At 71.3% G+C, this 25,122-nt stretch carries 19 protein-coding genes and 1 tRNA gene; 13 read left to right on the top strand and 7 right to left on the bottom strand.

The genetic code is table 11. The annotated features are described in order from the left end of the window. Positions 1–2 precede the first annotated feature (2 nt). On the bottom strand, positions 3–569 hold the full coding sequence (locus tag JOF44_RS04885) for a DoxX family membrane protein (protein WP_209888013.1): 567 nt from the start codon (positions 567–569) through the stop codon (positions 3–5). Between the two features lie 273 nt (positions 570–842). Here JOF44_RS04885 and JOF44_RS04880 point away from each other — a divergent pair, with 273 nt between their 5' ends. After that, positions 843–1,526, top strand: coding sequence for a sigma-70 family RNA polymerase sigma factor (locus JOF44_RS04880; RefSeq protein ID WP_209888010.1), 684 nt, complete (start codon positions 843–845; stop codon positions 1,524–1,526). Beyond that, entirely contained in the window at positions 1,523–1,843 is a 321-nt protein-coding gene (gene rsrA / locus JOF44_RS04875) for a mycothiol system anti-sigma-R factor (RefSeq protein WP_209888007.1), read from the top strand. The genes JOF44_RS04880 and rsrA overlap by 4 nt, the downstream gene beginning before the upstream one ends. Positions 1,844–1,957: 114 nt before the next feature. Here rsrA and JOF44_RS21240 read toward each other — a convergent pair whose 3' ends face one another. The 5 genes from JOF44_RS21240 to JOF44_RS04855 form a co-directional block, all read right to left on the bottom strand. After that, positions 1,958–2,032: a 50S ribosomal protein bL37 gene (locus JOF44_RS21240; protein ID WP_377785275.1), complete on the bottom strand. Its 75-nt coding sequence runs from the start codon at positions 2,030–2,032 to the stop codon at positions 1,958–1,960. Positions 2,033–2,165: 133 nt separating this feature from the next. Beyond that, on the bottom strand, positions 2,166–2,810 hold the full coding sequence (locus tag JOF44_RS04870) for a GDSL-type esterase/lipase family protein (protein WP_377785271.1): 645 nt from the start codon (positions 2,808–2,810) through the stop codon (positions 2,166–2,168). A gap of 83 nt (positions 2,811–2,893) precedes the next feature. After that, positions 2,894–6,784: a multifunctional oxoglutarate decarboxylase/oxoglutarate dehydrogenase thiamine pyrophosphate-binding subunit/dihydrolipoyllysine-residue succinyltransferase subunit gene (locus JOF44_RS04865; RefSeq protein WP_209888002.1), complete on the bottom strand. Its 3,891-nt coding sequence runs from the start codon at positions 6,782–6,784 to the stop codon at positions 2,894–2,896. 123 nt (positions 6,785–6,907) lie between these two features. Then, positions 6,908–8,020 (bottom strand): sensor histidine kinase, encoded by a 1,113-nt coding sequence (locus JOF44_RS04860; protein WP_342591666.1) that lies wholly within the window; start codon positions 8,018–8,020, stop codon positions 6,908–6,910. Continuing rightward, a complete protein-coding gene (locus JOF44_RS04855) occupies positions 8,017–8,841 on the bottom strand; it encodes a response regulator transcription factor (protein WP_209888000.1) in 825 nt (274 codons plus the stop codon). Before JOF44_RS04855 ends, JOF44_RS04860 begins: the two co-directional genes overlap by 4 nt. 396 nt (positions 8,842–9,237) lie before the next feature. On the opposite strand from JOF44_RS04855, the gene JOF44_RS21080 reads away from it, so the two are divergent. The 3 genes from JOF44_RS21080 (at position 9,238) to JOF44_RS04840 (ending at position 11,328) form a co-directional block, all read left to right on the top strand. Then, a complete protein-coding gene (locus JOF44_RS21080; protein ID WP_342591665.1) occupies positions 9,238–10,122 on the top strand; it encodes a M23 family metallopeptidase in 885 nt (294 codons plus the stop codon). Continuing rightward, complete coding sequence (tsaD, locus tag JOF44_RS04845) at positions 10,119–11,177, top strand: tRNA (adenosine(37)-N6)-threonylcarbamoyltransferase complex transferase subunit TsaD (RefSeq protein ID WP_209887996.1); 1,059 nt, start codon at positions 10,119–10,121, stop codon at positions 11,175–11,177. The genes JOF44_RS21080 and tsaD overlap by 4 nt, the downstream gene beginning before the upstream one ends. 78 nt (positions 11,178–11,255) lie before the next feature. Further along, positions 11,256–11,328: transfer RNA gene (locus JOF44_RS04840), tRNA-Arg, on the top strand. Positions 11,329–11,406: 78 nt separating this feature from the next. Here the strand turns inward: JOF44_RS04840 and JOF44_RS04835 are convergent. Further along, positions 11,407–13,695, bottom strand: coding sequence for a bifunctional alpha,alpha-trehalose-phosphate synthase (UDP-forming)/trehalose-phosphatase (locus JOF44_RS04835; RefSeq protein ID WP_209887992.1), 2,289 nt, complete (start codon positions 13,693–13,695; stop codon positions 11,407–11,409). Positions 13,696–14,018: 323 nt separating this feature from the next. Here JOF44_RS04835 and lysA point away from each other — a divergent pair, with 323 nt between their 5' ends. The 8 genes from lysA to rpmE all read left to right on the top strand — a co-directional run bounded on the left by lysA (position 14,019) and on the right by rpmE (position 24,964). Beyond that, positions 14,019–15,431 carry a diaminopimelate decarboxylase gene (lysA, locus tag JOF44_RS04830; protein ID WP_209887989.1) on the top strand — a complete coding sequence of 471 codons (1,413 nt, stop codon included), beginning with the start codon at positions 14,019–14,021 and terminating at the stop codon, positions 15,429–15,431. Positions 15,432–15,635: 204 nt separating this feature from the next. After that, positions 15,636–17,003 carry a homoserine dehydrogenase gene (locus tag JOF44_RS04825; protein ID WP_209887986.1) on the top strand — a complete coding sequence of 456 codons (1,368 nt, stop codon included), beginning with the start codon at positions 15,636–15,638 and terminating at the stop codon, positions 17,001–17,003. A gap of 4 nt (positions 17,004–17,007) precedes the next feature. Continuing rightward, positions 17,008–18,066: a threonine synthase gene (thrC, locus tag JOF44_RS04820; RefSeq protein ID WP_209887983.1), complete on the top strand. Its 1,059-nt coding sequence runs from the start codon at positions 17,008–17,010 to the stop codon at positions 18,064–18,066. Next, positions 18,063–18,977: a homoserine kinase gene (gene thrB, locus JOF44_RS04815; protein WP_209887980.1), complete on the top strand. Its 915-nt coding sequence runs from the start codon at positions 18,063–18,065 to the stop codon at positions 18,975–18,977. The genes thrC and thrB overlap by 4 nt, the downstream gene beginning before the upstream one ends. 316 nt (positions 18,978–19,293) lie before the next feature. After that, a complete protein-coding gene (rho, locus tag JOF44_RS04810) occupies positions 19,294–21,429 on the top strand; it encodes a transcription termination factor Rho (protein ID WP_342591664.1) in 2,136 nt (711 codons plus the stop codon). Positions 21,430–21,629: 200 nt separating this feature from the next. Next, positions 21,630–23,642, top strand: a complete 2,013-nt coding sequence (locus JOF44_RS04805) for an aldo/keto reductase (protein ID WP_209887977.1) — start codon at positions 21,630–21,632, stop codon at positions 23,640–23,642. After that, a complete protein-coding gene (locus tag JOF44_RS04800; protein WP_209887974.1) occupies positions 23,639–24,622 on the top strand; it encodes a LacI family DNA-binding transcriptional regulator in 984 nt (327 codons plus the stop codon). Before JOF44_RS04805 ends, JOF44_RS04800 begins: the two co-directional genes overlap by 4 nt. 129 nt (positions 24,623–24,751) lie before the next feature. Then, complete coding sequence (rpmE, locus tag JOF44_RS04795; protein ID WP_076807294.1) at positions 24,752–24,964, top strand: 50S ribosomal protein L31; 213 nt, start codon at positions 24,752–24,754, stop codon at positions 24,962–24,964. Positions 24,965–25,122: the final 158 nt, after the last annotated feature.

The raw sequence follows: 25,122 nt of genomic DNA, 5'->3' as shown, positions 1-25,122 counted from the left end.
CGTCAACCTGCCTTCGCGGCGATCTGCTTCTGCGCGCTGCCGACGGCGCCCTTGGTCTTCTTCTCGAGCTTGTCGGCCTTCTTCTCCAGCTCCCGCTGCTTGGCGGCGGCCTTCTTCTGGCTGCGCTCGACGAACTGGTTGACCTGATAGCCGAGCGAGGGCTTGCCGTCGTGGTCGACCACGGCCAGCAGCATCCCGCCGAGCAGGCCGGCGTCGGTGAGGATGGCGACGATCTCCTGGGTGCGCTCCTCGCCGCGCAGCTCCCAGACCTTCTTGCGGCCCGCCCAGCCGACGGACGTGGTGGCCAGCAGCGCGACCGCGGCGGCGCGGGGGCAGCGACCCGTGGCGTACAGCACGCCGGCACCGGCGGCGACGGCGCCCGTGGCGCGGATGATGGTGCGCGCGTCGAGGAAGCCGGGGGCGGATGACTTCGCGAGGGTGGAGTCGGCCGCGTCGAACGCCTGGGGGTAGACGTCGATCTCGCGCTCGGGGCGCAGTGCGGTGCGCACGCCTTCGACGACGAAGGGGGCGGCGAGCAGGGGTCGGGCGATGCGTCGGACCAGGGCCATGGTGTCCTCACGTTCTGAACGGGTGCGAGTCTGCGGTGCTGCCCTCTGCGGCAGATCACCGGCGCCCAGACTACCGCGCAGGGAACAACGGGGCCGCCGTGGTCGTTGCACAAGACGGATCCGTTCCGGTCGGCCCGCGGTGCATCGTCACGGACGAGGCCTTCGGCAGGGACGGACCGACTGATCGATTCGACGAGCACGGACGGAGGACGGATGACCACAGCGACGCTCGCGCGCCCCGTCGGCAGCGTGCCTGGCGTAGGTTGGAGCGCGATGACGCAGACAGATTCCGCCCCGAGCCCCGACGCGGGCCTCCCGGACCAAGGCAGCCCCGGTGCCGAGGACTTCGACTTCGAGACCGAGGCCCTGTCCCACCTGGACTCCCTCTACGGCGGCGCGCTCCGCATGACCCGCAATCCGCATGATGCGGAGGACCTGGTCCAGGAGACCTTCATGAAGGCCTTCCGGGCCCGGGACCGCTTCACGCCCGGCACGAACATGCGCGCCTGGCTGTATCGGATCATGACCAATGCATTCATCACCACGTACCGCAAGAAGCAGCGTCGGCCGAAGGAGGCCTGGACCGACACGGTCGAGGACTGGCAGCTGGCGGAGGTCGGCTCGCACACCAGCAGCGGCCTGCGCTCGGCGGAGACCGAGGCGCTGGACCATCTGCCGGACTCCGCGGTCAAGGACGCGCTGGGCGAGCTGCGCGAGGACTACCGGATGGCGGTGTACCTCGCCGACGTGGAGGGCTTCGCGTACAAGGAGATCGCGGAGATCATGGACACCCCCATCGGCACCGTGATGTCCCGTCTGCACCGCGGGCGGCGCCAGCTGCGCGAGAAGCTCTCCGACTACGCCTACCGCAGCGGCTTCCTGCGTGCGGACCCCGCAGCGACCGCCGACAGCGCCCCGCACGAGACCCGATCGACGGACCGGGAGGAGGAACGATGACCCAGGAACAGATCCCCGAGCGCGACCCGCGCTACGGCCTCGAGGAGGCGCTCGACGGCGAGCTGCCGCAGGAGACCGTGGAGCGGATGCAGCGCCATACCGCGGACTGCCCGGAGTGCGCCGAGGAGTGGGAACGGGTGCGCCGCATCAAGGAGCTCGTGCGCCGCAGCTGCGCCGACCAGGCCCCGTCGGGCCTCCGCGAGCGCATCGCGGTGCAGTACCGCAGCGTCTCCGTCACCCGCACCACCGACGCCGACGGATCCACCAGCGTGCGCATCTCCTCCCGCAGCGCGCGGCGGGAGATCCCGGGCACCTGAGGTCTCGGCGAGTCGCCGTCCCGACCCCCGGGAACACGGGCTCCCGGACATGAGTGAGGGCCCCTTCCACGCGGGAAGGGGCCCTCACTCATGTCGCTGACTGCGACGTCACGGTCACGCGCCGGGGCGCTTACCGTGATTCGCGTTGTTCTTGCGACGCGCCTTGCGCTTGCGTCCTCGCTTGCTCATCACGATCTCCTTCCTTCGCCCGGATGACCTGACGATTGTGCCACAGGCGGAGCTCACGGTCCCGCCGCCCGACCGTCCCGGGACCCGCTGAGGCGGAGGTCACTCCGACCGCGCGGCGGGCCCACGAGTCCGTTCAGGACGAGGTGCCCAGCCAGCTGCCGAAGCCGCCGTGCAGCACCAACCAGGCCATCAGGCCGTAGCCGGTCTGGCCCGGGTGATCGCCGGGGGAGCGGCTCAGGTCCGATTCCCACTGCTCATGACCGATCAGTCCGCCGACGGTGTCGACATACGGGATCCTCCGGCGCGAGCAGACGTCCTCGAACGCCCCGGACAGCTCCCGGACACCCTGGGTGATACCCGGGTCCCGGCTCGGCGGGGGACCGACGACGAAGGCCGGGATGCGCAGCCGCTCGAGACCGTCGAGGACCTTGGCGAGGTTGAGGCGGGAGCGGGCCAGGGAGTTCCCGGCGGCGACGTCGGCCCGGCCCATGGCCAGCACCACGCGATGGTCGACGCTGCCGTCGGCCTGGGCGCTGCGATCCATGCGGCGCTCCACCTCCGCGTCCCAGCGCTGGGAGAGCGAGGCGGACGTCTCCCCGGGCAGCGCCGAGGGGAAGAGGTCGACCCGGCTGGCCGCCCCCTGCTCACTGGCCACGGCTCGTCCGAGCCATCCCAGCGCCCGAGCATCACCGATCCCGGCGAGGAGCTCGTCGCCGAGCGCGATGATGCGGATCCGAGGTGCCGGATCCGAGGCGGACGAAGTGGACACAGGCTGCACCGGGACCTCCTGGGCGGGGACGGGGGATGTCAACTGTATCGGCGGGGGAGGGCCGGGGCGAACCCGCGGCCCTCCGGGGCCGATCAGGACTCGAAGGCGCGGGTGAGCAGGTCCTCCTGCTCGGCCTTGTGGGCGGCGTTCGAACCGGTCGCCGGGGAGGCCGAGGCCGGACGGGCCACGACCTTCAGCGTGCGCCCGACCTCGACCGCGAAGTTCATGGCCATGAAGCTCCAGGCTCCCTGGTTCTGAGGCTCCTCCTGGACCCAGGTGAGGCCGGCGTCCGGGTAGGACTCCAGCGCGGCCGTGAGCTCGGCCGTGGGCAGCGGGTACAGCTGCTCCAGGCGCAGAATGGCCACGTGCTCGGCCTCGAGCTTCTCGCGCCGGGCCACCAGGTCCCAGTAGACCTTGCCGGAGGCCAGCACCACGCTCGTGACCTTCGCGGGGTCCACGGTGGTATCCGTGATGACCGGCTCGAAGGTGCCCTCGGTGAAGGCCTCGACCGGGCTGACCGCGGCCTTGTTGCGCAGCATCGACTTCGGGGTGAAGACGATCAGCGGCTTCTTCGGCTCGGTCAGCGCCTGCTTGCGCAGCAGATGGAAATAGCTGGCCGGGGTCGACGGCACCGCCACCCGCATGTTCTCCTCCGCGCACAGCTGCAGGAAGCGTTCGATGCGGGCGGAGGAGTGGTCCGGCCCCTGGCCCTCATAGCCGTGGGGGAGCAGGAGCACCACCGAGGAGTTCTGGCCCCACTTCTGCTCGGAGGCGGAGATGAACTCGTCGATGATGGTCTGCGCGCCGTTGACGAAGTCGCCGAACTGCGCCTCCCACAGCACCAGCGACTCGGGGTTCTCCACGGAGTAGCCGTACTCGAAGCCCAGCGCCGCGAACTCCGAGAGGGAGGAGTCGTAGACGTTGAACCGCGCCTGGTCCTCGGACAGGTAGGACAGCGGGGTCCAGGTGTCGCCGTTCTCGTGGTCGATCAGGACGCTGTGGCGCTGCACGAAGGTGCCGCGCCGCGTGTCCTGGCCGGACAGACGCACGCGGCGTCCCTCCATCAGCAGCGTCCCGAAGGCCAGCAGCTCGCCGTAGGCCCAGTCGATCTTGCCCTCGGTCGACATCTGCTGGCGACGCTTGAGGACGCCGGCGAGCTTGGGGTGGACGGTGAAGGAGTTCGGGACGGCGCCGTGCGCCTCACCGATGTGCTCGAGCGTCCCGGCCTGGACGGCGGTGTCCGTCCCGGCGCGGCGGCTCGCCGGCGGGCGCTGCGAGCTCGGCAGTTCGAGGCCCTGCACGCTGGAGTCGGGGTCCGCGTCGGAGGCATCCGTCCGCGTGGCCGCGAAGGCTTCGTCCAGGTGCTCCTGGAAGTTGCGCACCAGCGCCTCGGTCTCGTCCTCGGTGAGGTCGCCGCGCTCGATGAGCGTCTCCATGTACTGCTTGCGGGTGCTGGGCAGGTTCTCGATCAGCCGATACATCTGCGGCTGCGTCATCCACGGATCGTCGCCCTCGTTGTGGCCGCGGCGGCGGTAGCACTGCATGTCGATGACCACGTCGCGGTGGAACTTCTGGCGGTAGCGGAAGGCGATCTCGGCCACCCGCACGCAGGCCTCGGGGTCGTCCCCGTTGACGTGGAAGATCGGCAGCTGGGTCGACTTGGCGACGTCGGTCGAGTAGAACGACGAGCGCGAGGAGTCCGGCAGCGTGGTGAAGCCGATCTGGTTGTTGATGACCACGTGGACAGTGCCGCCGGTGCGGTAGCCGCGCAGCTCCGAGAGGTTCAGCGTCTCGGTGACCACGCCCTGGCCCGCGAACGCCGCATCTCCGTGGACGAGCACCGGCAGCACCGGGAACTCCTCGGGCCGCTCGAGGCGGTCCTGCTTGGCGCGGGCGATGCCCTCGAGGACCGGGTTGACCGCCTCCAGGTGCGAGGGGTTCGCGGCGAGATAGACCTTGGTGGACTCCCCGTCGTGGGAGGAGTAGTGCCCCTCGGTGCCCAGGTGGTACTTCACGTCGCCCGAGCCCAGGTTGGACCCGTAGTTGCCCTCGAACTCCTGGAAGATCTGGGCGTAGCTCTTGCCCGCCAGGTTCGAGAGCACGTTCAGCCGCCCGCGGTGGGACATGCCGATGCAGACCTCGTCGACGCCGTCGTGCGCGGCGCCGTGGAGCACCGTGTCGAGCATCGGGATGACGGACTCGCCGCCCTCGAGGGAGAAGCGCTTCTGGCCCACGAACTTGGTCTGCAGGAAGGTCTCGAACGCCTCGGCGGCGTTGAGGCGGTCCATGATGTGGGTGTGCTCGGCCTTGTCGAAGGGCCGACGCGGGGTCTCCATCTGCTCCTGGAGCCAGGAGCGCTCCTCGGGATCGGAGATGTGCATGTACTCCACACCGATGGTGCGGCAGTAGGCGTCGCGCAGCACCCCGAGGATGTCGCGCAGCGTCATCTCGTCCTTGCCGCCCAGACCCCGGGTGGGGAAGATCCGGTCGAGGTCCCACAGCGTCAGACCGTAGGTCTCGACATCGAGGTCGGGATGGGTGCGCACCCGGTACTGCAGCGGATCGGTGTCCGCCATCAGGTGCCCGCGCACGCGGTAGGAGTGGATGAGGTCCATCACGCGGGCGAGGCGCTCGGACTTCGAATCCTTGAAGGGGTTGTCCGGCACCCAGCGGATCGGCTGGTACGGAAGCCGCAGCGCGGCGAAGACGCGGTCGTAGAAGCCGTCCTTGCCCAGGAGCTTGTCGCCGATCGCCTTGAGGAACTCGCCGGAGGCGGCGCCCTGGATGATCCGGTGGTCGTAGGTCGAGGTCAGCGTCATGACCTTCGAGACGGCCAGGTCCGCGAGCGTCGCCGGGCTGGCGCCCTGGAACTGCGCGGGATAGTCCATCGCGCCGACGCCGACGATGGTTCCCTGTCCCTGCATCAGGCGCGGGATGGAATGGACGGTGCCGATGCCGCCGGGGTTGGTCAGCGACACGGTGGTGCCGGAGAAGTCGTCCATCGTCAGCTTGCCGTTGCGGGCCTTCTTGACGACCTCCTCGTAGGCGCGCCAGAAGCCGAGGAAGTCGAAGCGCTGGGCGCCCTTGATGCTGGGCACCACGAGACCGCGCGAGCCGTCGGGCCGCGGCATGTCGATGGCGAGACCGAAGTTGATGTCCTCCCGCTTCAGCAGGAGCGGCTTGCCCTTCTCGTCGACGTCGAAGCCGTTGTTCATATCGGTGACCTCACCGATCGCCTCGATCATCGCCCAGCCGATCAGGTGGGTGAAGGACACCTTGCCGGCGCGATTGCGCTTGAGGTGGTTGTTGATGACGACGCGGTTGTCGAACAACAGCTTCACGGGCACATCGCGCACCGACGTGGCGGTGGGCACGTGCAGCGACTCGTCCATGTTCCGCACCACGGCCGCCGCCGGGCCGCGGAGCTTGACGGGCTCCGGCTCGCTGAGCTCGACCGCCGGGATCTGCGAGGTGATCGTGGGGATCTTGGCCGGTCGGTCCGAAGTGGTCGATACGGAGGGCTTGGTCGATTCGGCCTTCGCGGACTCGTCGTTCACGGGAGCGGGTTCCTTCGTGGGCTGAGAGGGAGCCGCGGCGGAGGCGGCCTGAGGAGCGGACGCCGCGGGGGCGGCGGCGTCCTTCGAGGAGGGGCCCGCGGCCTTCTTCCGGGCGGGGCCCGCGTCCTGCGGGGAGGGTTCCGCGGCGGCGGCCGGGGCGGCCGATCTGCTCCGGGCGCCGGAGGACTGAGGAGGGGTCTTCTGCGGGGGTTCCTCCGCCTGCTCCGTCGCAGCGGGGGAGGTGCCCTGGGTGCGCTCCTGGGCAGCGGGAGACTCGGTCGTCACCCCGGCGTGGGAGGAGAAGTACTCCGCCCAGCTGGGGTCGACGCTGGAGGGATCCTCCTGCCACTGCTCGCGGAGTGCGTCCACGAGCCATTGGTTGGGGCCGAACTCCGAGGTCCCGGAGCCCTGTGTCTGCTGTGACACTCTGAGATCGCCAGCCTTCTCACGGTCGAGTGGTACGGATGTCTCCAGCCTAACGGAGCGGACCGGCAAGAACGCGGTGGACGGCGTCTGCGACGGTGATTGTCGGCACGGTGGTGCGGGACATCACGTCGAGGTCGCGGCATCCGGCAGGACGACTCGGATCAGGGAGGAGCGGCCGTCGCGGGCCAGCTCGGTGCGCGGGTCGTCGAGCACCTCGATGGTCCCGCCGTGCAGACCCACCGCCCAGCGAGCGATCGCCAGGCCCAGGCCGGTCCCTCCGGAGCTGTCCGCATAGCCCCCGCGCTGGAAGCGCTCGAACACGCGGGAGCGGTCCTCGCGAGCGATGCCCGGCCCCTCGTCGTGCACGTCGATCCACACGCCCTCGCCGTCGGCGGTGCGGGCGGCGCGGACGTGGATCCGTCCGCCGGCGGGGGAATGACGGGCCGCGTTCTCCAGCAGGTTGTGGATCACCTGATGGATCCGCGCCGCATCCGCGGTCACCGTCAGATCGGCGGGGTCGACGTCGACGATCCAGCGCACGTCGCGCCCGCCGGCGGCGAGCGTCGCCGCGTCGACCACCTCGTGGAGGAACGGCGTCATCTCGATGGCCTCGAGATCGAGCTCGACCACTCCCGCGTCCAGCCGGGACAGATCCAGCAGGTGGTTGACCAGCAGGGAGAGACGCTCGGTCTCCGCCAGCGCCACCTCCAGAGCCGCCGGATCCGGATCGGTCACCCCGTCGACCAGGTTCTCCAGCTGTGCCCGCAGCCCCGCGACCGGGGTGCGCAGCTCGTGGGAGACGTTGGCGACCAGGTCCCGACGCATCTCGTCAGTCTGCTCGAGCTCGGAGGCCATGGTGGAGAAGGCCGCGGCCAGCTGCCCGACCTCGTCGCGGCTGGTGGCCCGGATCCGCTGGGTGTAGTCGCCGCGTGCCATGGCCTGGGCGGCGCCGGTCATCTCCCGCAGCGGCGAGGTCATCCCGCGGGCCAGCAGCTGGGTGAACACCAGGGCGATCACGACCACCAGGGGGATCGCCAGCCACGGCTGCACCCCGGCCCGGATGCTCACCTGGGTCAGGAGCGCGGCGACCGAGACCACGGCGCCGACCAGGATCCCGAGCTTGACCTTGAACGAGCGGAAGCTGTCCAGGGGGCGCACGTCCAGTCGGTCGGGGACGCGGCGGCGCGCGGTGTGCGGGGCCGGCGGCAGCTCCGGGGCGGGCGGCTGGGAGCTCACGAGTCGGTGGTGGGCTCGTTCGGTGTGGGCATCGAGGAGATGTCCAGCGGGGTGTCCGGGCTCTCCCGGCCCCCGGCGACGCCCCCTGTCGAGTCGTCCTCCTCCGGGATCTCCAGGGCGTACCCGACGCCGTGGACGGTGCGCACGAGGTCGGCCCCGAGCTTGCGGCGCAGAGCCTTGACGTGGGAATCGACCGTGCGGGTGCCGGTGGCGTCGATCCAGTCCCAGACGTCGGCGAGCAGCTGCTCGCGGGTCAGCACGGTGCCGGGGGCGTTCGCCAGGCACAGCAGCAGATCGAACTCGGTGGGCGTCAGGTGCGCGGGCACCCCGGCCCGCATGACCCGGCGGCCGGCCCGGTCGATCACCAGGTCCCCGAACTCCATCGCGACGTTCTGCTCGGACTCCGCGACAGCGGGCGGACCGGCCCGGCGCACCCGCCGCAGCAGCGCCTTGAGGCGTGCGGCGAGCTCGCGCATGGAGAAGGGCTTGGTCATGTAGTCGTCGGCGCCGACGCCGAGGCCGACCAGCATGTCGGTCTCGTCGTCCCGGGCGGTGAGCATGAGGACGGGCACCGGCTCGTCCGCCTGGATCCGCCGACACACCTCGAGTCCGTCGAAGCCGGGCAGCATGACGTCGAGGACCACCACGTCCGGACGCACCTCGGCGACGGTGCGCACACCGGAGGGGCCGTCGAGGGCGGTGGTGACCTCCCATCCCTCCGCGGTGAGCCGGTCGGCGATGGCGCGGGTGATCGTCGGCTCGTCCTCGATCACCACGACGCGCACGGGCGGGGACGAAGCTGCCTGGTCCGGGGTCGACATGGCGCCACTGTAGACCGCAGCGCCTGCATCCTCGGTGATCATCGCTGCCGTGATCCCTGGACGTCCGCGGGGCGGAGCGCCTCGCGAGCCCGCGGCAGACCACCCGCGAGTGCCCCTGAGGGCCCGCGCGTGAGGCCCGCGCGAGTGACAGCCATCCCATGGGAGCGTGCGCGGGGGTGGTCCGACGCACGCTCGACGGGCTGGGTCGTCAAGAGAGGGCCACACTTAGTGCCTTCTTGGCAAAAACTTGGCAATGACCCGAGTGACCTGCTGGTCCTCTGCCGGGGCGCGCCCGTAGGTTGTTCCAGGTTGTTCGGCGACGCGTCCTTCCCCTGTCCGGCGTCGCGACTCACGGACAGTACGGAAACGCAGTCGAAGCGGAAGCAGGTCGATCACGTGGCGAATCATCGCGCCGACGGACGCGCCACGGTGCGCACGCTCCGGGCCAACCCGGGCTCGCATCGCGACGGAGCCCTCCCCGCCGGCGCCGTGAAGGCCGGTGTGCTGGGAGTCCTCGCGACCGCCACCATCGCAGCTCCGCTGGCCGCCGCCGCGGCCGGGATCGACGAGACCGTCGCCCCCGGCGACGTCACCGCCGCGCAGCAGCCCCAGAGCGATCAGGCCGCACCGGGCGCCGATCCCTCCAGCGCCCCCGTCGCCCTGCCCGAAGCAGGGGCCTCCGCGAGCGTCACGCAGGCGGCCGCCGACACGCGCGAGTCGGATGAGGACGCCAGCCGCTCGCAGGAGCGCACCGCTCCCTCCGAGACGAAGGACGCGGCCGAGGGCAAGACGAAGAAGGACGCGGCTCTCGACATCGAGGTCGAGCTGCCCGAGCCCGAGCCCGTCGAAACCGCGCAGACCGCCGCCTCCGGTGAATCCGCCCCCGCCAGCAGCGGCGGGTACATCGACCCGGTCAACGCCCCGATCACCTCCGGATTCGGCGGCCGCATGCACCCCGTCCTGGGATACTTCAAGGGCCATGACGGCGTGGACTTCGGCGCCTCCTGCGGCGCCCCGGTCAAGGCCGTGAGGTCCGGGAAGGTCGTCAGCGCCTCATACCAGGGTGCCTCCGGCAACCGGGTAGAGGTCGACCATGGCAACGGGGTCGTCACCGGCTACTTCCACCTGCAGGGCTTCAACACCTCGGTAGGATCGACCGTCGAGCAGGGCGAGACCATCGGTTACGTCGGCTCGACCGGTCGCTCCACCGGCTGCCACCTCCACTTCGCCAAGATGGACGAGGCTGGCAACTACTCCAACCCGATGTCGATCCTGCGGTGACCACCTCCGGGTCGCCGGTCGTCCTCGGGGTCGAGTCCTCCTGCGACGAGACCGGCTTCGGCATCGTCTCCGACGGGGTGCTGCTCGGTCAGGGGTTGGCCTCCAGCGCCGCCCAGCACGCCGAGTTCGGGGGAGTGGTCCCCGAGATCGCCGCCCGCGCCCACCTCGAGGCAGCCGTGCCCACCCTGCGGATCGCCCTGGCCGACGCCGGGGTCGAGGCCCGCGACATCACCCATGTCGCCGCCACTTCCGGACCGGGGCTGGCCACCGCCGTCCACGTCGGCCTCGCCGCCGCCAAATCCGTGGCCTGGGCGCTCGATGTGCCGCTGTACGGCGTCCACCACCTCGCCGGGCACGCCGCCGCCGACACCCTCGAGCACGGTCCGCTGCCCGAGCGCTCCATCGTGCTGATCGTCTCCGGCGGCCATACCTCCATCCTCGCGGTCGGCGACCTGGTGCGCGACCCCATCGAGCACCTCGGCGACACCCTCGACGACGCCGCGGGCGAGGCCTTCGACAAGGTCTCCCGGCTGCTGGGCCTCGGCTACCCGGGCGGCCCCGCGATCTCGCGGGCCGCGGTGGACGGCGATCCGCAGGCCTTCACCTTCCCGCGGGCGCTGCTGCGCCCGAAGGATGCCCCCTTCACCTTCTCCTTCTCCGGGCTGAAGACGGCGGTCGCCCGCACCGTCGAGAAGCTCGAGCGGGCGGGGGAGCCGGTGCCCGTGGCGGACATCGCCGCCTCCTTCGAGCAGGCCGTGGTCGACGTGCTGGTCACCAAGGCGCTGCGGGCCGTGCGCGAACGCTCCCTCGACACGCTGGTGATCGTCGGCGGGGTCGCCGCCAACGCCCGCCTGCGCGCCGTCGCCCAGGATCGCTGCGACGCCGCGGGCATCACGCTGCGGATCCCGCCGCCGCGCCTGTGCACCGACAACGGCGCCATGATCGCCGCCGTCGGGGACCTGCTGGTGCGCTCCGACGTCGAGCCCAGCGGACTGCGCATCGCCGCCGATCCCTCGGCGGTCCTGCACGGGGCCCAGCTGCCCCTGCCGCAGTGAGGCCCCGCTCACACCACGCCGGTGCGGCGGCACCTGTGCACACCTCACCCGCATCGAGTTGCTAGACTTCCGAGGTCGGCCCGCGTAGCTCAGTGGATAGAGCGTCTGCCTCCGGAGCAGAAGGTCGTAGGTTCGAATCCTGTCGCGGGCACGGTGAGCACCCCGGTCGATGGTCCTGGCGACCATCGGCCGGGGTGTCGTCATTCCCGGGATTCCCGGGCCGGTCGCCTCAGCCCTCCCGGCGCAGACCCGCCAGACGCGTCAGCACCGCGGCGACGTCCTCGGTCCCGGCGATGCGGTGGTTCGCCGCCGTGTCGCCGCCGCCGACCTTCACGCCCACGTCGTTCTCGCCGAGACGGCCGAAGACCGACTCATCGGTGACGTCGTCGCCCAGGTAGAACCAGGCGTCGGCCGCGCTGGCGCGGGCGAGGGTCTCGATCGCGGCGCCCTTGGACGTGTGCACCACCGAGAACTCCACGACCTCCTTGCCGGGGGTCACCGTCACGTCGGGGAGGTTGACCGCATACTCGAGGGCCGACTCCGTCGCGTTGTGCCCGCCGCGGCCGCGGGCATTGCAGGTGTGCAGCACCGCGGCCGAGGGCTTGGTCTCGACCTCGACGCCCGGGTGGGCCCGGGCGATCTGCTGCAGGTTCTCGGTGATCGAGGCGAGCAGCTCGTCCTTCTCCGGGGTCATCGTCAGCGCCGCGGAGTCGAGCACCTCGGCCTGCATCCATGGCGGCAGAGCGCCCACCTCGGCGCCGTGGGAGCCCACCAGCACCACCGAGGACGGCATGCGGGCGTGGGAGTCCAGGTCGCCGAGGGCGCGGCCGGAGATCAGGGCGGTCGCCACCCCGGGCATCTCCGAGAGGTCGCGCAGGGCGGCCAGGGCGGCGGAATCGGGCTGGACCGCGTCGCGATCGGCGACGATCGGGGCGAGCACCCCGTCGAAGTCCGAGGCGATCAGGATCCGCGGAGTCGCCGCGAAGGTGTCCATCGCGGCATCGAGCGCCGCCGGGTCCGTGGCGCCCTCGCCGGTCAGCCGGACCGTCGGCTTCGGCTCGCGCACCTCGGCCCCGGAGTGCTCCAGGCGCTGCAGGAAGCTGTGGGCCCAGGCCTGCACATCGTTCTCCATCACCTGGTGGCGCAGGGAGCGCATCGCCTCCTCCTGCTCCTCGGCAGGCATCGCCATCGCTCGCAGGATCGCGGCCTTGAGCTCGTCGATGTCATGAGGGTTGACCATGACGGCGGCCCGCAGCTCGTCGGCCGCGCCGGCGAACTCGCTGAGCACCAGGACGCCGTGCAGATCGGGGCGGGAGGCGACGTATTCCTTGGCGACCAGGTTCATCCCGTCGCGCAGCGCGGTCACCAGCACCACGTCGGCCGCCATGAACAGGGCGGTCATGTCTCGGCGGTCGAAGGAGCGATGCTGATAGGAGACCGCCGGACGGCCGATGGAGGAGTGGTCGCCGTTGATGCGGCCGACGGTCAGCTCCACCTCGTCGCGCAGCTGCCGGTAGGCCTCGACCCGCTCCCGCGAGGGCGTGGCGACCTGGACCATCACCGTCTCGCGGGGATCGACCGAGCCGTCCCCGAGCAGCTCCCCCCAGGCCTTGAGCCGGTGGCGGATCCCCTTGGTGTAGTCGAGCCTGTCCACCCCGAGCACGATCGTCCGAGGATGCCCGAGATCCTCCCGCAGCTGCTCGGCCCGTGCGCGCACCTCCTCGTCCTCGGTCAGCGCCGAGACCTTGCTGGAGTCGATGGAGATCGGGAAGGTCTGGGCGACGACCTCGCGCACCGGGGCCGCGCCGAGGCCCGGCACCGAGATGGTCTGCCCGTCGACGTGGTAGCCGAGCAGCTTGCGCACCGCGGCCAGGAAGTTCTGGGTGTCGCTCTCGCGCTGGAAGCCGATCAGGTCGGCGCCCAGCAGGCCGCGCAGCATCTGGTTGCGCTTGGGCAGCTGGGAGAACAGCTCCACGGAGGGGAAGGGGATGTGGTTGAAGAAGCCGATGCGCACATCGGCCCGCTCCTCGCGGATCAGCCGCGGCACCAGCTGCAGCTGGTAGTCGTGGACCCAGATGGTGCCGCCCTCGTTCGCGACCGGGGCGGCGGTGCGGGCGAAGCGGCGGTTGGCGGCCACGTAGGAGTCCCACCAGGTGCGGTGGAACTCCGGGTCGACGATGACGTCGTGGTACAGCGGCCACAGCGTGGCGTTGGAGAAGCCCTCGTAGTAGCGCTCGATGTCCTCCTGGTCGAGCCGGACCGGGTACAGGCTCATCCCGTCGGCGTCGAAAGGATCGGGCTCCTGCCCGGGGGAGCCGGCCCAGCCGACCCAGGCGCCGGAGTCGACGGTGCGCATCACCGATTCCATGGCGGTCACCAGTCCGCCGGGGCTGGTGACCCACTCGGTGGCGCCGTCGGGAAGGGTGCGGGAGTCCACCGGCAGCCGGTTGGCCACCACCACGAGGTCGTGGCCGGGGCGGGCGGGATCGTCGACGGGACGGGAGGTGGAAGAGGGCACGGGAACTCCTTGACGACGGGCGGATGGCGGACGGGAGCGGCACCCGTGCCGGACAGGCCCGCGGCGGCTCCCGTGCCGATCTGCTGCGAGGCTACCAAGTGCGATCGATCACGACCTGGGTGCGAGCAGTCAGGGGCCCGCCTCACCAGGCTCTCTGACCTGTGGTGACGGGAGCTGACCGCTCGGGAGGGCCGCATCCGTCGGTCGCGGATCGGACGCCGCTGCGACCCTGTCGCCGTGCCGTCTACAGTCAAGGGTCGTCGGCGAGCCCCCAGGCCCCGCCGCCACCGCCTTCCCGCCGGACCCCACCCCAGGAGCAAGACATGCGCGCCCATGAGGCCGGAGCCCTCCACGGCAACGACGCCGCCCCGACCTGGCTCCCGTATCCCGCTGACGTCAACGCTCTGATCCCCGGACTGTGGTCGTCCACCACGCGCCGCGACGCCGAGGGGACGGTCACGGTCGGCGGCGTGGACGTCCATCGCATCGCCCAGGAGGTCGGCACCCCGGCCTTCGTGCTGGACGAGGAGGACTTCCGCGGTCGAGCCCGTTCCTTCCGCGACGCCTTCACCGAGGCCCTGCGCCCCTACGCCGGGGCCGACGTCTACTACGCTGGCAAGGCGTTCCTGTGCAGCGCGGTCGCCCGCTGGGTCGACGAGGACGGGCTGGGGCTGGATGTGTGCACCGGGGGAGAGCTCGCGGTGGCGCTGCGCGCCGGGTTCCCGCCCGAGCGGATCGCCCTGCACGGCAACAACAAGTCCGACGCCGAGATCCGCCGCGCCCTGGAGGCCGGCGTCGGCCGAGTGGTGATCGACTCCCTCGACGAGATCGACCAGGTCGCGTCCATCGCCGCCGAGCTCGGCGTGCGGGCCGCGGTCATGCTCCGGGTGACCACCGGCGTCGAGGCGCACACCCACGAGTTCATCGCCACCGCGCACGAGGACCAGAAGTTCGGGCTCTCGATCACGGGCGGCGGCGCCCTGGAGGCCGTGCGCCGCACCCTCGCGGCCGATGCGCTGGAGCTGGTGGGCCTGCACTCCCACATCGGCTCGCAGATCTTCGACACCGGCGGCTTCGAGGTCGCGGCCCGCCGCGTGCTGGACCTGGTCGCGCAGATCAGGGCCGAGCTCGACCACACCATCGACCAGCTCGACCTCGGCGGCGGCTTCGGCGTCATGTACAACACCCAGCACACCCCGTCGACTCCCGAGGAGCTCGCCCGCGGCATCGCCGACATCGTGGCCAAGGAATGCCGCGACCTCGAGCTGGACGTCCCGCACCTGTCCTTCGAGCCCGGCCGCGCGATCGCCGGCCCGTCCACGCAGACCCTGTACTCCGTCGGCACCGTCAAGGACGTGCGTCTGGGCGGCCCTCACCACCGCGTCTACGTCTCCGTCGACGGCGGCATGAGCGACAACGTGCGCACCGCCCTGTACGACGCGGACTACTCCTGCCTGCTGACCGGCCGGGTCTCCGACGCCGCCCCCGAGGTGGTGCGCGTGGTCGGCAAGCACTGCGAGAGCGGTGACATCGTGGTCAAGGACGAGTACCTGCCCTCCGACGTCGGCCGCGGGGATCTGCTCTCCGTGCCCGTCACCGGGGCGTACTGCTACTCGCTGGCCTCCAACTACAACCACGTGCCCCGGCCGCCCGTGGTCGCGGTGCGCGACGGCGAGATCCGCACCCTGCTCCGTCGCGAGACGGAGGAGGATCTGCTGGGCCTGGATCAGGGCTGACGCGATCCGGGCCGGGACCCCCGGCGCTCCGGCGCCGAAGCCCTCGCCGTCGCCCCAGATCCCGCACCGCCCGGCGACGTCGTCGCGAACTCTCGTGCTCGTCGCAATCGTTCATGGACGGTCACGGGCCGCAGGCCCCCTCGGATACAGTGCGAGGGCCCGCCCCGGCCATCCCGTCGGACCGTGTGGAAGGACCACTGCCGCATGTCACAGACCTCTCCCGGCCACCCCTCGTCGCCGGAGTCCCCCGCGCCCGCGGAGTCGTCGGCGCTGCGCGTCGCCGTCCTCGGCGCCGGCACCGTCGGCACCGAGGTGCTGCGCCTGATCGCCCAGCAGCGCCAGGACCTCGCCCACCGCATCGGTGCGCACCTCGAAGTGGTCGGCATCGCCGTGCGCGACCTGACGCGGGACCGCGGTGAGCACGTGCCCGCCGAGCTGCTCACCGAGGACGCCTCCGTCCTGGTGCGCGAGGCGGACCTCGTCATCGAGGTGATGGGCGGGATCGAGCCGGCCCGCACCCTGCTGCTGGAGGCCATGGCGCACGGCGCGAGCGTGGTCACCGCCAACAAGGCCCTGCTCGCCCAGGACGGCGCCTCCCTGTACGAGGCCGCCGACATCCACGGCGTGGACCTGTACTTCGAGGCCGCGGTCGCCGGCGCCATCCCCCTGGTCCGGCCCGTGCGCGAATCCCTCGCGGGCGATCGCATCCAGCGCGTGCTGGGGATCGTCAACGGCACCACCAACTACATCCTCGACGCGATGACCCGCACCGGGGTGAGCTTCGACGAGGCGCTCGCCGACGCGCAGGAGCTCGGCTACGCCGAGGCCGAGCCCACCGCCGACATCCAGGGGCACGACGCCGCGGCCAAGGCCTCGATCCTGGCCTCCCTCGCCTTCCACTCGCGGGTGCGGCTCTCGGACGTGCACTGCGAGGGCATCACCGAGGTGTCGGCGCAGGACATCGCCGCCGCCGGCCGCATGGGCCGGACCATCAAGCTCCTCTCGATCGTCGAACGGGTCGAGGAGGAGACGGGGGAACGGATCTCCGCCCGCGTCTACCCGGCGCTGCTGCCCGAGGAGCATCCGCTGTCCTCGGTCTCCGAGGCCTACAACGCCGTGTTCATCGAGGCCGACGCCGCCGGCTCGCTGATGTTCTACGGCCAGGGTGCGGGCGGCGCCCCGACCGCCTCGGCGATCCTCGGCGACGTGGTCTCCGCGGCTCGCCAGCGGGTGCGCGGCGGGGTCGGGCCCCGCGAGTCGCACTACGCCGAGCTGGAGCAGATCCCGCTGGAGGATCTGCGCAACGCCTTCTACGTCTCGCTGACGGTGCAGGACCGCCCCGGCGTGCTCGCCGAGATCGCCGGCACCCTGTCCGGCAACGGGATCTCGATCTCGACCATCCACCAGGAGCTGCTCGAGACGCCCGAGGGGGAAGGGCAGCAGGCCCTCGCCCACATCGGCATCAGCACACACCGCGCCCTGGAGTCGGCGATGACCGCTTCGCTGGACGTGTTCTCCGCGAACTCCACGGTGCTGAACATCGATTCCGTCCTGCGCATCGAAGGAGACTGACCCCATGGCACACCAGTGGCGCGGCGTCCTCGCCGAGTACCGCGAGCACCTGCCCTTCGCCGAGACCGACACCCTGCTGAGCCTGGGGGAGGGCGGGACCCCGCTGGTCCCGGCCCCGGCGCTGTCCCGGCGCGTCGGTGCCGAGGTCCACGTCAAGGTCGAGGGGCAGAACCCGACCGGTTCGTTCAAGGACCGCGGCATGGTCTCGGCGATGTCCCGGGCGGTCAGCGACGGGGCCACCGCGGTGGTCTGCGCCTCCACCGGCAACACCAGCGCCTCGGCCGCCGCCTACGCGACCGCCGCCGGGATCACCTGCGCGGTGCTGCTGCCGCAGGGCAGGATCGCCGCCGGCAAGCTGGCCCAGGCCGTCGTCCACGGCGCCCAGCTGATCCAGGTCGAGGGAAACTTCGACGACTGCCTCGAGATCGCGCGCAAGCTCGATGCGGAGCATCCCGTCGAGCTGGTGAACTCGGTGAACCCCTACCGCCTGGAGGGACAGAAGACCGCCGCTTTCGAGGTCAGCGACGCCCTGGGCAGAGCCCCGGACATCCACGTCCTGCCCGTCGGCAATGCCGGCAACATCTCCGCGTACTGGATGGGCTACCGCGAGTACCACGAGGCCGGCATCATTGATTCCCTGCCGGCCATGTGGGGCTTCCAGGCCAGTGGCGCCGCCCCCTTCGTGGCCGGTCATCCGATCAGCGACCCCGAGACCGTCGCGACCGCGATCCGGATCGGCGCCCCCGCCTCCTGGAGCCTCGCCGTCGAGGCCCGCGACGGGTCCGGCGGACTCATCGACGCGGTCACGGACCAGCAGATCCTCGATGCGCAGCGCCTGCTGGCCGCCGAGGTCGGCATCTTCGTCGAGCCCGCCTCCGCCGCCGGCGTGGCCGGCCTGCTCCAGCAGTCCGAGCGCGGCGAGGTCCCGGCCGGGGCCACGATCGCGATCACCGTGACCGGCAACGGGCTCAAGGACATCGACACCGCCCTGTCCCAGCGCGACCTCGCCCCCACCGTGATCCCGGTCGACATCGCCGCCGCCGCGGAGGCCATCGGACTGTGAGGATCCAGCACACGCGCGTCTCCGTGAGCGTCCCGGCGACCTCGGCGAACCTCGGCCCCGGCTACGACACGCTCGGACTCGCCCTTCGGCTGTGCGACGACCTGGAGCTCGAGGCCACCACCGGCGGCATCGAGGTGCGGGCCGAGGGGGAGGGCTCCGCATCGGTCCCGACGGGGGAGGAGCATCTGGTGGTGCGGGCCCTGCGCCGCGGTCTCGACCACGCCGGGGCGCCGCAGGTGGGGATGCGCCTGCGCACGGCGAACCGGATCCCGCACGGGCGCGGGCTCGGCTCCAGCGCCGCCGCGACGGTGGCCGGCCTGCTGCTGGCCCGCGGACTGCTCTCCGAGCCGGAGGCGCTGGACGACGCCGATGTGCTCCAGCTGGCCTGCGAGTTCGAGGGTCATCCCGACAATGCGGCCCCCGCGCTGCTGGGCGGCGTGGCGCTGTCCTGGATGAGCGCGGGGCAGGCCCATGCCGTCCCGCTCGCCCATGCCCCGGCGATGCTCGACCCGCTGGTGCTGCTGCCGACGACCACTCTGTCCACCGAGCGCGCCCGGGATCTGCTGCCCCGCGAGGTCCCGCATGCCGATGCCGTGTTCAACGCCTCCCGCGCCGCGCTGCTGGTCCATGCGCTGGCCGGGGATCCCGGGCTGCTGATGGAGGCCACCGAGGACCGCCTGCACCAGGAGCAGCGCGCTCCGGGCATGCCTCAGAGCGTGGAGCTGATGCGGGTGCTGCGCCAGGAGGGCCACCCTGCGGTGATCTCCGGGGCCGGCCCCTCGGTGCTCGTGCTGGCGGGTCGGCGCGCCGAGATCGCGCCGCTGGTGCGTCGTGTGGTGGCCGACCCCGGGACGTGGCGGATCGCGCAGGTGCCGCTGCGGGAGACCGGCAGCGCCCCTGTGGTAGGTTGAGCCTGCGTCCAGGCGGCATCGTCCGATGGCGAGCACTGTGGCAGTTCGTGCGTGCAGTGCTCCGTGTCCCGATGCATCTCCCTGATCAGCGTCCCGCATGACCCTGCGCTCCGCGCACGCCGTGCCGAGCAGGCCCGTGCAGCGACGCCGACGCACCCCGAAGCACACCAGCAGGTCGACCATCGGTGCCCTGCACCGTGACGACACCTCTGCTCGGATGAGCCGTTGCTGCACCCGGACCCCGTCCCCTTGCCCGGCAGCGGCACCCAGACCAGAACAGAACCGGCACCGATCGGTTCGACAGGAAGGAACCCGGGTGAACGACACCACCTCCGGCGCGGACCTCGCGGCCAAGAAGCTCCCCGAGCTGCAGGCCATTGCGGCCGGGCTCGGCATCAAGGGCGCCCGTCGACTGCGCAAGGGCGAGCTGATCGAGGCGATCCGCGGGGGCGGAACGCCGTCGACCGCCGCCACCTCCGGCGCGCCTGCCGCCTCCAGCGCCCCCGCCCCCTCCAGCGCGCCTGCCACGTCCAGCGCGCCGCAGCAGAACAGCGCCCAGGGTGCAGACGCCGCTGTGCAGCAGGATCCGGCCCCGGCACAGTCCGCGCCGACCTCGTCCGTCGAGGCCGCTGCCCCGCAGGCCGACGCCGACGGCGGCCCCTCCCGGAGCCGCTCCCGCTCGCGCCGCGACCAGGGCGGCCGGGATCAGAGCGGGGACAACGCCCCCGAGCTCGGCCTCGAGCTGCCCGACCGCAGCGGCGACCGTCGGGGTGACCAGAACTCCGCACGGGGCTCCCGACCGGACTCGAGCCGTGAGGATTCCGGTCGCGACGACTCGCGCCGGGACGATTCCCGCCAGGACGATTCCCGTCGCGGCGACTCGGGTCGCCAGGACGACGGTCGCGGCAGCCGCCGCGGCAATCAGCAGGGTGGGAACCAGCAGGACGGCACCCAGCAGGGCGGCAATCAGCGCCGCCGCCTCGAGGACATCGAGCTGCCCGACCGTTCCGGCGAGAACGACGACGACTATGACCGCTCGGGTGACCGCGATGACGACCGTCGGGGCCGCAACCGGAACCGCAACCGGTCCCGCGACCGCAAGCGCCGTGGGCGCGGCGGCCAGAACGACCAGGGTGGGAACCAGGGCGGCAATCAGGGTGGGAACCAGGGTGGCAATCAGGGTGGTAACCAGGGCAACCGGAACGATCAGCAGGATGATTCCGAGATGCGCGAGGGCGATGAGCTGATGTCGATCGCCGGCATCCTCGACATCCGCGACAACAACGCCTATGTGCGCACCACCGGCTACCTGCCCGGCCCCAGCGACGTCTTCGTGACCATGAACCAGGTCAAGCGCCACGGCCTGCGCAAGGGCGATGCCATCACCGGCCAGGTCAAGACGCCCCGCGAGGGCGAGGAGCACCGGGTCGAGCAGCCGCAGCACCACGGCGGCGGCCGCAACCGCCGCGGCAAGGGCGGCGGCGGCAACCAGGGCAAGTACGCGGCGCTGGTGCAGGTCGACTCCGTCAACGGCCTGCCCATGGATCGCTCGCGCTCGCGCGTCGACTTCGGCAAGCTCACCCCGCTGTACCCCGATGAGCGCCTGCGCCTGGAGACGGCTCCGAACGCCGTCGCCCCCCGGGTGATCGACCTCGTCTCCCCGATCGGCAAGGGCCAGCGCGGCCTGATCGTCTCGCCCCCGAAGGCCGGCAAGACGATCATCATGCAGCAGATCGCCAATGCGATCACCACGAACAATCCCGAGGTCCACCTCATGGTGGTGCTGGTCGATGAGCGGCCCGAAGAGGTCACCGACATGCAGCGCACGGTCAAGGGCGAGGTCATCGCCTCGACCTTCGACCGCCCGGCCTCCGATCACACGATCGTCGCCGAGCTCGCGATCGAGCGCGCCAAGCGCCTGGTCGAGATGGGGCGCGACGTGGTCGTGCTGCTGGACTCCCTGACCCGCCTCTCGCGCGCCTACAACCTCGCCGCGCCGGCCTCCGGTCGCATCCTCTCCGGCGGTGTCGACGCCTCCGCGCTGTACCCGCCCAAGCGGTTCTTCGGCGCGGCGCGGAACATCGAGCACGGCGGTTCGCTGACCATCCTCGCCTCCGCCCTGGTCGAGACCGGCTCCAAGATGGACGAGGTCATCTTCGAGGAGTTCAAGGGCACCGGCAACATGGAGCTGCGGCTGGCACGCAGCCTCGCCGAGAAGCGCATCTTCCCGGCCGTGGACGTCAACGCCTCGAGCACCCGCCGCGAGGAGGAGCTCATGGGCAAGGACGAGCTGGCGATCATGTGGAAGCTCCGCCGCGTGCTCGGCTCGCTCGAGCAGCAGCAGGCCCTCGAACTCCTGCTGGAGCGCACCAAGAAGTCCCAGTCGAACTCCGAGTTCCTGATGACGGTCCTGAAGAATGCTCCGAGCGTGGGGGGTCGCAGCAGCGACTGACGGTCGACGACCACCTGCACCGGCGCCGCGGGGCGTCCTCACCACGAGTGAGGGCGCCCCGTCGTCGTCGCGTCGAGGGATGGCCTGCACGCGTGCGGCAGGAGAACTTGTGGGGCGGTGGTGACAGGGGATAACGTAGCCGTCTCGTGAACGTTCACGAACACCGTGGGTCACCGACACCGAAGGACGACGACGTCTCCATGAGCATCACCGCCACCCCGTTCCGCTGGGCCGTACTCGGCCCGGGCTCCATCGCCCGCCGCTTCGCCACCCAGCTGCCGGACTCCCAGGACGGCGTCCTGGTCGCCGTCGGCAGCTCCTCGCCCGATCGGGCCCGCACCTTTGCCCAGGAGTTCTCCCTCGCCGAGCCCGCGCTGCTGGGCACCTATGAGGAGGTCCTCGCCTCGGACGAGGTCGACGCGGTCTACGTCTCCACAGTCCACACCGGCCATGCGCGTCTGGCCGCCGCCGCGCTCGAGGCCGGCAAGCACGTGCTGTGCGAGAAGCCCCTGACCCCGAACTCGGGCACCACCATGGCGCTGACGGACCTCGCCGCCGGCAGCGGGAGCGTGCTGCTCGAGGCGTACATGTACCGCTTCCACCCGCAGACCGAGAGAGTGCTTCAGCTCGTGGCCGAAGGCGCGATCGGCGAGGTCACCCATGTCGACGCCTCGTTCGCCTTCGACACCGGCGGCCGCAGCGGACGCCTGTTCGACACCGCCACCGCCGGGGGCGGGATCCTCGACGTCGGCTGCTACCCGATGTCCTTCGCGCGCTTCGTCGCCGGCGCGGCCCGGGGCGAGGCCTTCGCCGACCCGACCTCCATCCACGGCAGCGGGACGATCGGGGAGACCGGCGTCGACGAGTGGGCGAGCGCCGAGCTCACCCTGCCCGGGAACATCACCGCGACCCTGCGCACCGGAGTCCGCCTGGCCGACCCCCAGAGCGCCACGATCACCGGCTCGCGCGGCGTGATCCGCCTGTCCGACCCCTGGGGTCTCGGCGAGCAGCAGACCATCGAGCTCGACGTGGTCGGCCAGCAGCCCCAGCGGATCGCGGTCGCCGCCGCGTCGGCCTACGCGCTGGAGGCCGATGCCCTTGCCCGCGCCGCCCGAGGAGACGGCATCGTCCCCGAGATGACCGGCGAGAACTCACTCGGTCAGGCCCGCGCCCTGGACCTCTGGCGTGAGCAGATCGGCCTCCGCTACCCCTTCGAGCGCGATGATGCGGACATCCCCACCCTCACCGGTCGCCCGCTCGAGGCAGGCAGCGTGCGCTCCGGCCCGGCCATGGCCTACGGGACCCTGGCGGGTCTGGACAAGAAGGTCTCGCGCCTGGTGATGGGGTGCGACAACCAGATGAACCTGGCGCACGCCACGGCCATGTACGACGCGTTCTACGAGATCGGCGGCACCACCTTCGACACCGCCTACATCTACGGCGGCGGCTACACCGAGAAGCTGTTCGGCCAGTGGGTGCGCAATTGCGGGGTCCGAGAGGACGTCGTGGTGATCGCCAAGGGCGCGCACACCCCGCACTGCGATCCGGATTCGATCACCCGCCAGCTCGAGGAGTCCCTCGAGCGGCAGGGCACCGACTACGCGGACCTGTACATGATGCACCGCGACAACCCCGAGATCCCGGTCGGCGAATTCGTCGACGTCATGGACGAGCACCTGCGCGCCGGCCGGATCCGTGCTTACGGCGGCTCGAACTGGACACCCCAGCGGGTGGACGAGGCCAACGCCTACGCCCGCGCGAACGGCCGCACGGGCTTCACGATCCTGTCCAATCACTTCGGGCTGGCCGAGGCGCTGGACGTCCCCTGGGCCGGCTGCGTCCACGCCACCGATCCCGAGTCCAAGGCCTGGCTCGAGGAGCGAGGCATAGCCCTGCTGCCCTGGTCCTCGCAGGCCCGCGGCTTCTTCACCGGTCGTGCGCACCCCGAGGACCGCTCCGACGCGGAGCTGGTGCGCTGCTACTACAGCGAGGAGAATTTCGAGCGGCTGGCCCGAGCTCGGGCCCTGGGGCAGGAGCACGGTGTCCCGGCCACCGCGATCGCCCTGGCCTTCGTGCTGCACCAGAAGTTCCCGACCTTCGCTCTGTTCGGCCCCCGCAGCATCGCCGAGATGCGCTCCTCGACGCTGGGTCTCGGGGTCGAGCTCTCCGAGCGCGACCTGGCCTGGCTGGACCTCAAGGCAGAGACCCGGTGAGCTGGCCGGGGCGCCGGTCGACGATCATCGACGTCGCGGAGCGGGCCGGGGTCTCCCGGCAGACGGTCTCGCGCGCGATGAACGATATGGCCGGCATCAGCACCGCCACCCGTGAGCGGGTGCTCGAGGCGGCCCGTGAGCTGAGTTATCGGCCCTCCCGCTTCGGACGCGGACTGGTCGAGCAGGGGCCGATCACCCTCGGCCTCGTGGTGATGGACCTGTCCAACGCGTACTTCGCGGAGCTCGGGGCCGCGGTGGTCAGGGCCTGCGCTCCCTATGGGTGGAACGTGGTGCTCGCCGAGGCGGACAACGCACCGCATCCCGAACAGGTCGCCGGAGCGCTGGCCCGGCGGGTCGACGCGATCGTCGGCTACGGCGTGCAGACCGCGGGCATCCGGGGCGCCGGGGGCATGCCCGTGGTGGCGCTGGGCGACTCCACGGAGCAGATCGATGCGGTCGGTGTGGTCGAGCTGGCCACTGCCGAGGCGATGACCGACCTCACGGAGCACCTGCAGGCCGCCGGTGTTGCCCGGCCCGTCGTGCTCGACCTGGCCGGCGAGGCCCCCAGCTCCCGGGCACTGGCGCTGGCCGCAGCCCTCGCTCCGCTGGCGCCGGACGGCGAGGTCCCGATCCACGGGGTCGATGGCCGCACCGGGCGTCGGGACGTGCTCGAGGCGGTCCTCGAGGACGGTGCCGACGCGCTCGTCGCATTCAATGACGTGCTCGCGGTGCGTCTGCTGCGCGACCTGCGGCTGCTGGGCGTCGACGTGCCGGGGCAGGTCCGTCTGGTCGGCGTCGACGGACTGGAGATCGCCTCTCTCGTCACCCCGGAGCTGACCACCCTGAGCGTGGACATCGAGGCGGTCGCCCGGGAGACGGTCGCACTGGTGGCCCAGATGCTCGAGGAGGAGGCCCCGCTGAGCGGCCGCGGCGCGCACCGCGTCGTGCCGTACCGCCTCGAGGTGCGCGCCTCGACCTGAGAGGGGTGACGGTGCGCACGCCGCCCGCCGAGATCTCGCGGGGCGAGGCCGGACATGGCAGACTATGACGTCGGTTCTGGTTCACGGTGCCCGCCGGGCGCCGACCCAGCGACCCCGAGAAGGAGAGACATGAAGGCTGAGATCCACCCCCAGTACGTCGAGACCCAGGTGTCCTGCACCTGCGGCAACTCGTTCACCACCCGCAGCACCAAGGGCGACGGCGTCATCCGCGCCGAGGTGTGCTCCGCGTGCCACCCGTTCTACACCGGCAAGCAGAAGATCCTCGACACCGGCGGCCGCGTGGCCCGCTTCGAGGCTCGCTACGGCAAGAAGAAGGCCTGACCGACGTACTGCGAGGTACGAGCGGTAGGAGATCAGGAAGATCGAAGAGGGCCTGATCGACGTACTGCGAGGTACGAGCGGTAGGAGATCAGGAAGAGCGACGAAGGCTTGAGTCTGACCTTCTAGAGCTGGAGATCGGGCGGCGAGGCCCCGGCCCG

Origin of the sequence: Brachybacterium fresconis (assembly GCF_017876515.1) — a bacterium.
Taxonomy (GTDB): Bacteria; Actinomycetota; Actinomycetes; order Actinomycetales; family Dermabacteraceae; genus Brachybacterium; species Brachybacterium fresconis.
Note: the sequence above shows the minus strand (reverse complement) of the source record. Positions and strands in the feature narration are given on the sequence as shown.

Bases quoted from the DNA above. Each gene is read 5' to 3' on its own strand.
- JOF44_RS04825 (WP_209887986.1), top strand. From the start codon at position 15,636: ATGTCACAGACCTCTCCCGGCCACCCCTCGTCGCCGGAGTCCCCCGCG.
- JOF44_RS04885 (WP_209888013.1), bottom strand. From the start codon at position 569: ATGGCCCTGGTCCGACGCATCGCCCGACCCCTGCTCGCCGCCCCCTTC.
- lysA (WP_209887989.1), top strand. From the start codon at position 14,019: ATGCGCGCCCATGAGGCCGGAGCCCTCCACGGCAACGACGCCGCCCCG.
- JOF44_RS04805 (WP_209887977.1), top strand. From the start codon at position 21,630: ATGAGCATCACCGCCACCCCGTTCCGCTGGGCCGTACTCGGCCCGGGC.
- rpmE (WP_076807294.1), top strand. From the start codon at position 24,752: ATGAAGGCTGAGATCCACCCCCAGTACGTCGAGACCCAGGTGTCCTGC.
- rsrA (WP_209888007.1), top strand. From the start codon at position 1,523: ATGACCCAGGAACAGATCCCCGAGCGCGACCCGCGCTACGGCCTCGAG.
- thrC (WP_209887983.1), top strand. From the start codon at position 17,008: ATGGCACACCAGTGGCGCGGCGTCCTCGCCGAGTACCGCGAGCACCTG.
- JOF44_RS04855 (WP_209888000.1), bottom strand. From the start codon at position 8,841: ATGTCGACCCCGGACCAGGCAGCTTCGTCCCCGCCCGTGCGCGTCGTG.
- JOF44_RS04880 (WP_209888010.1), top strand. From the start codon at position 843: ATGACGCAGACAGATTCCGCCCCGAGCCCCGACGCGGGCCTCCCGGAC.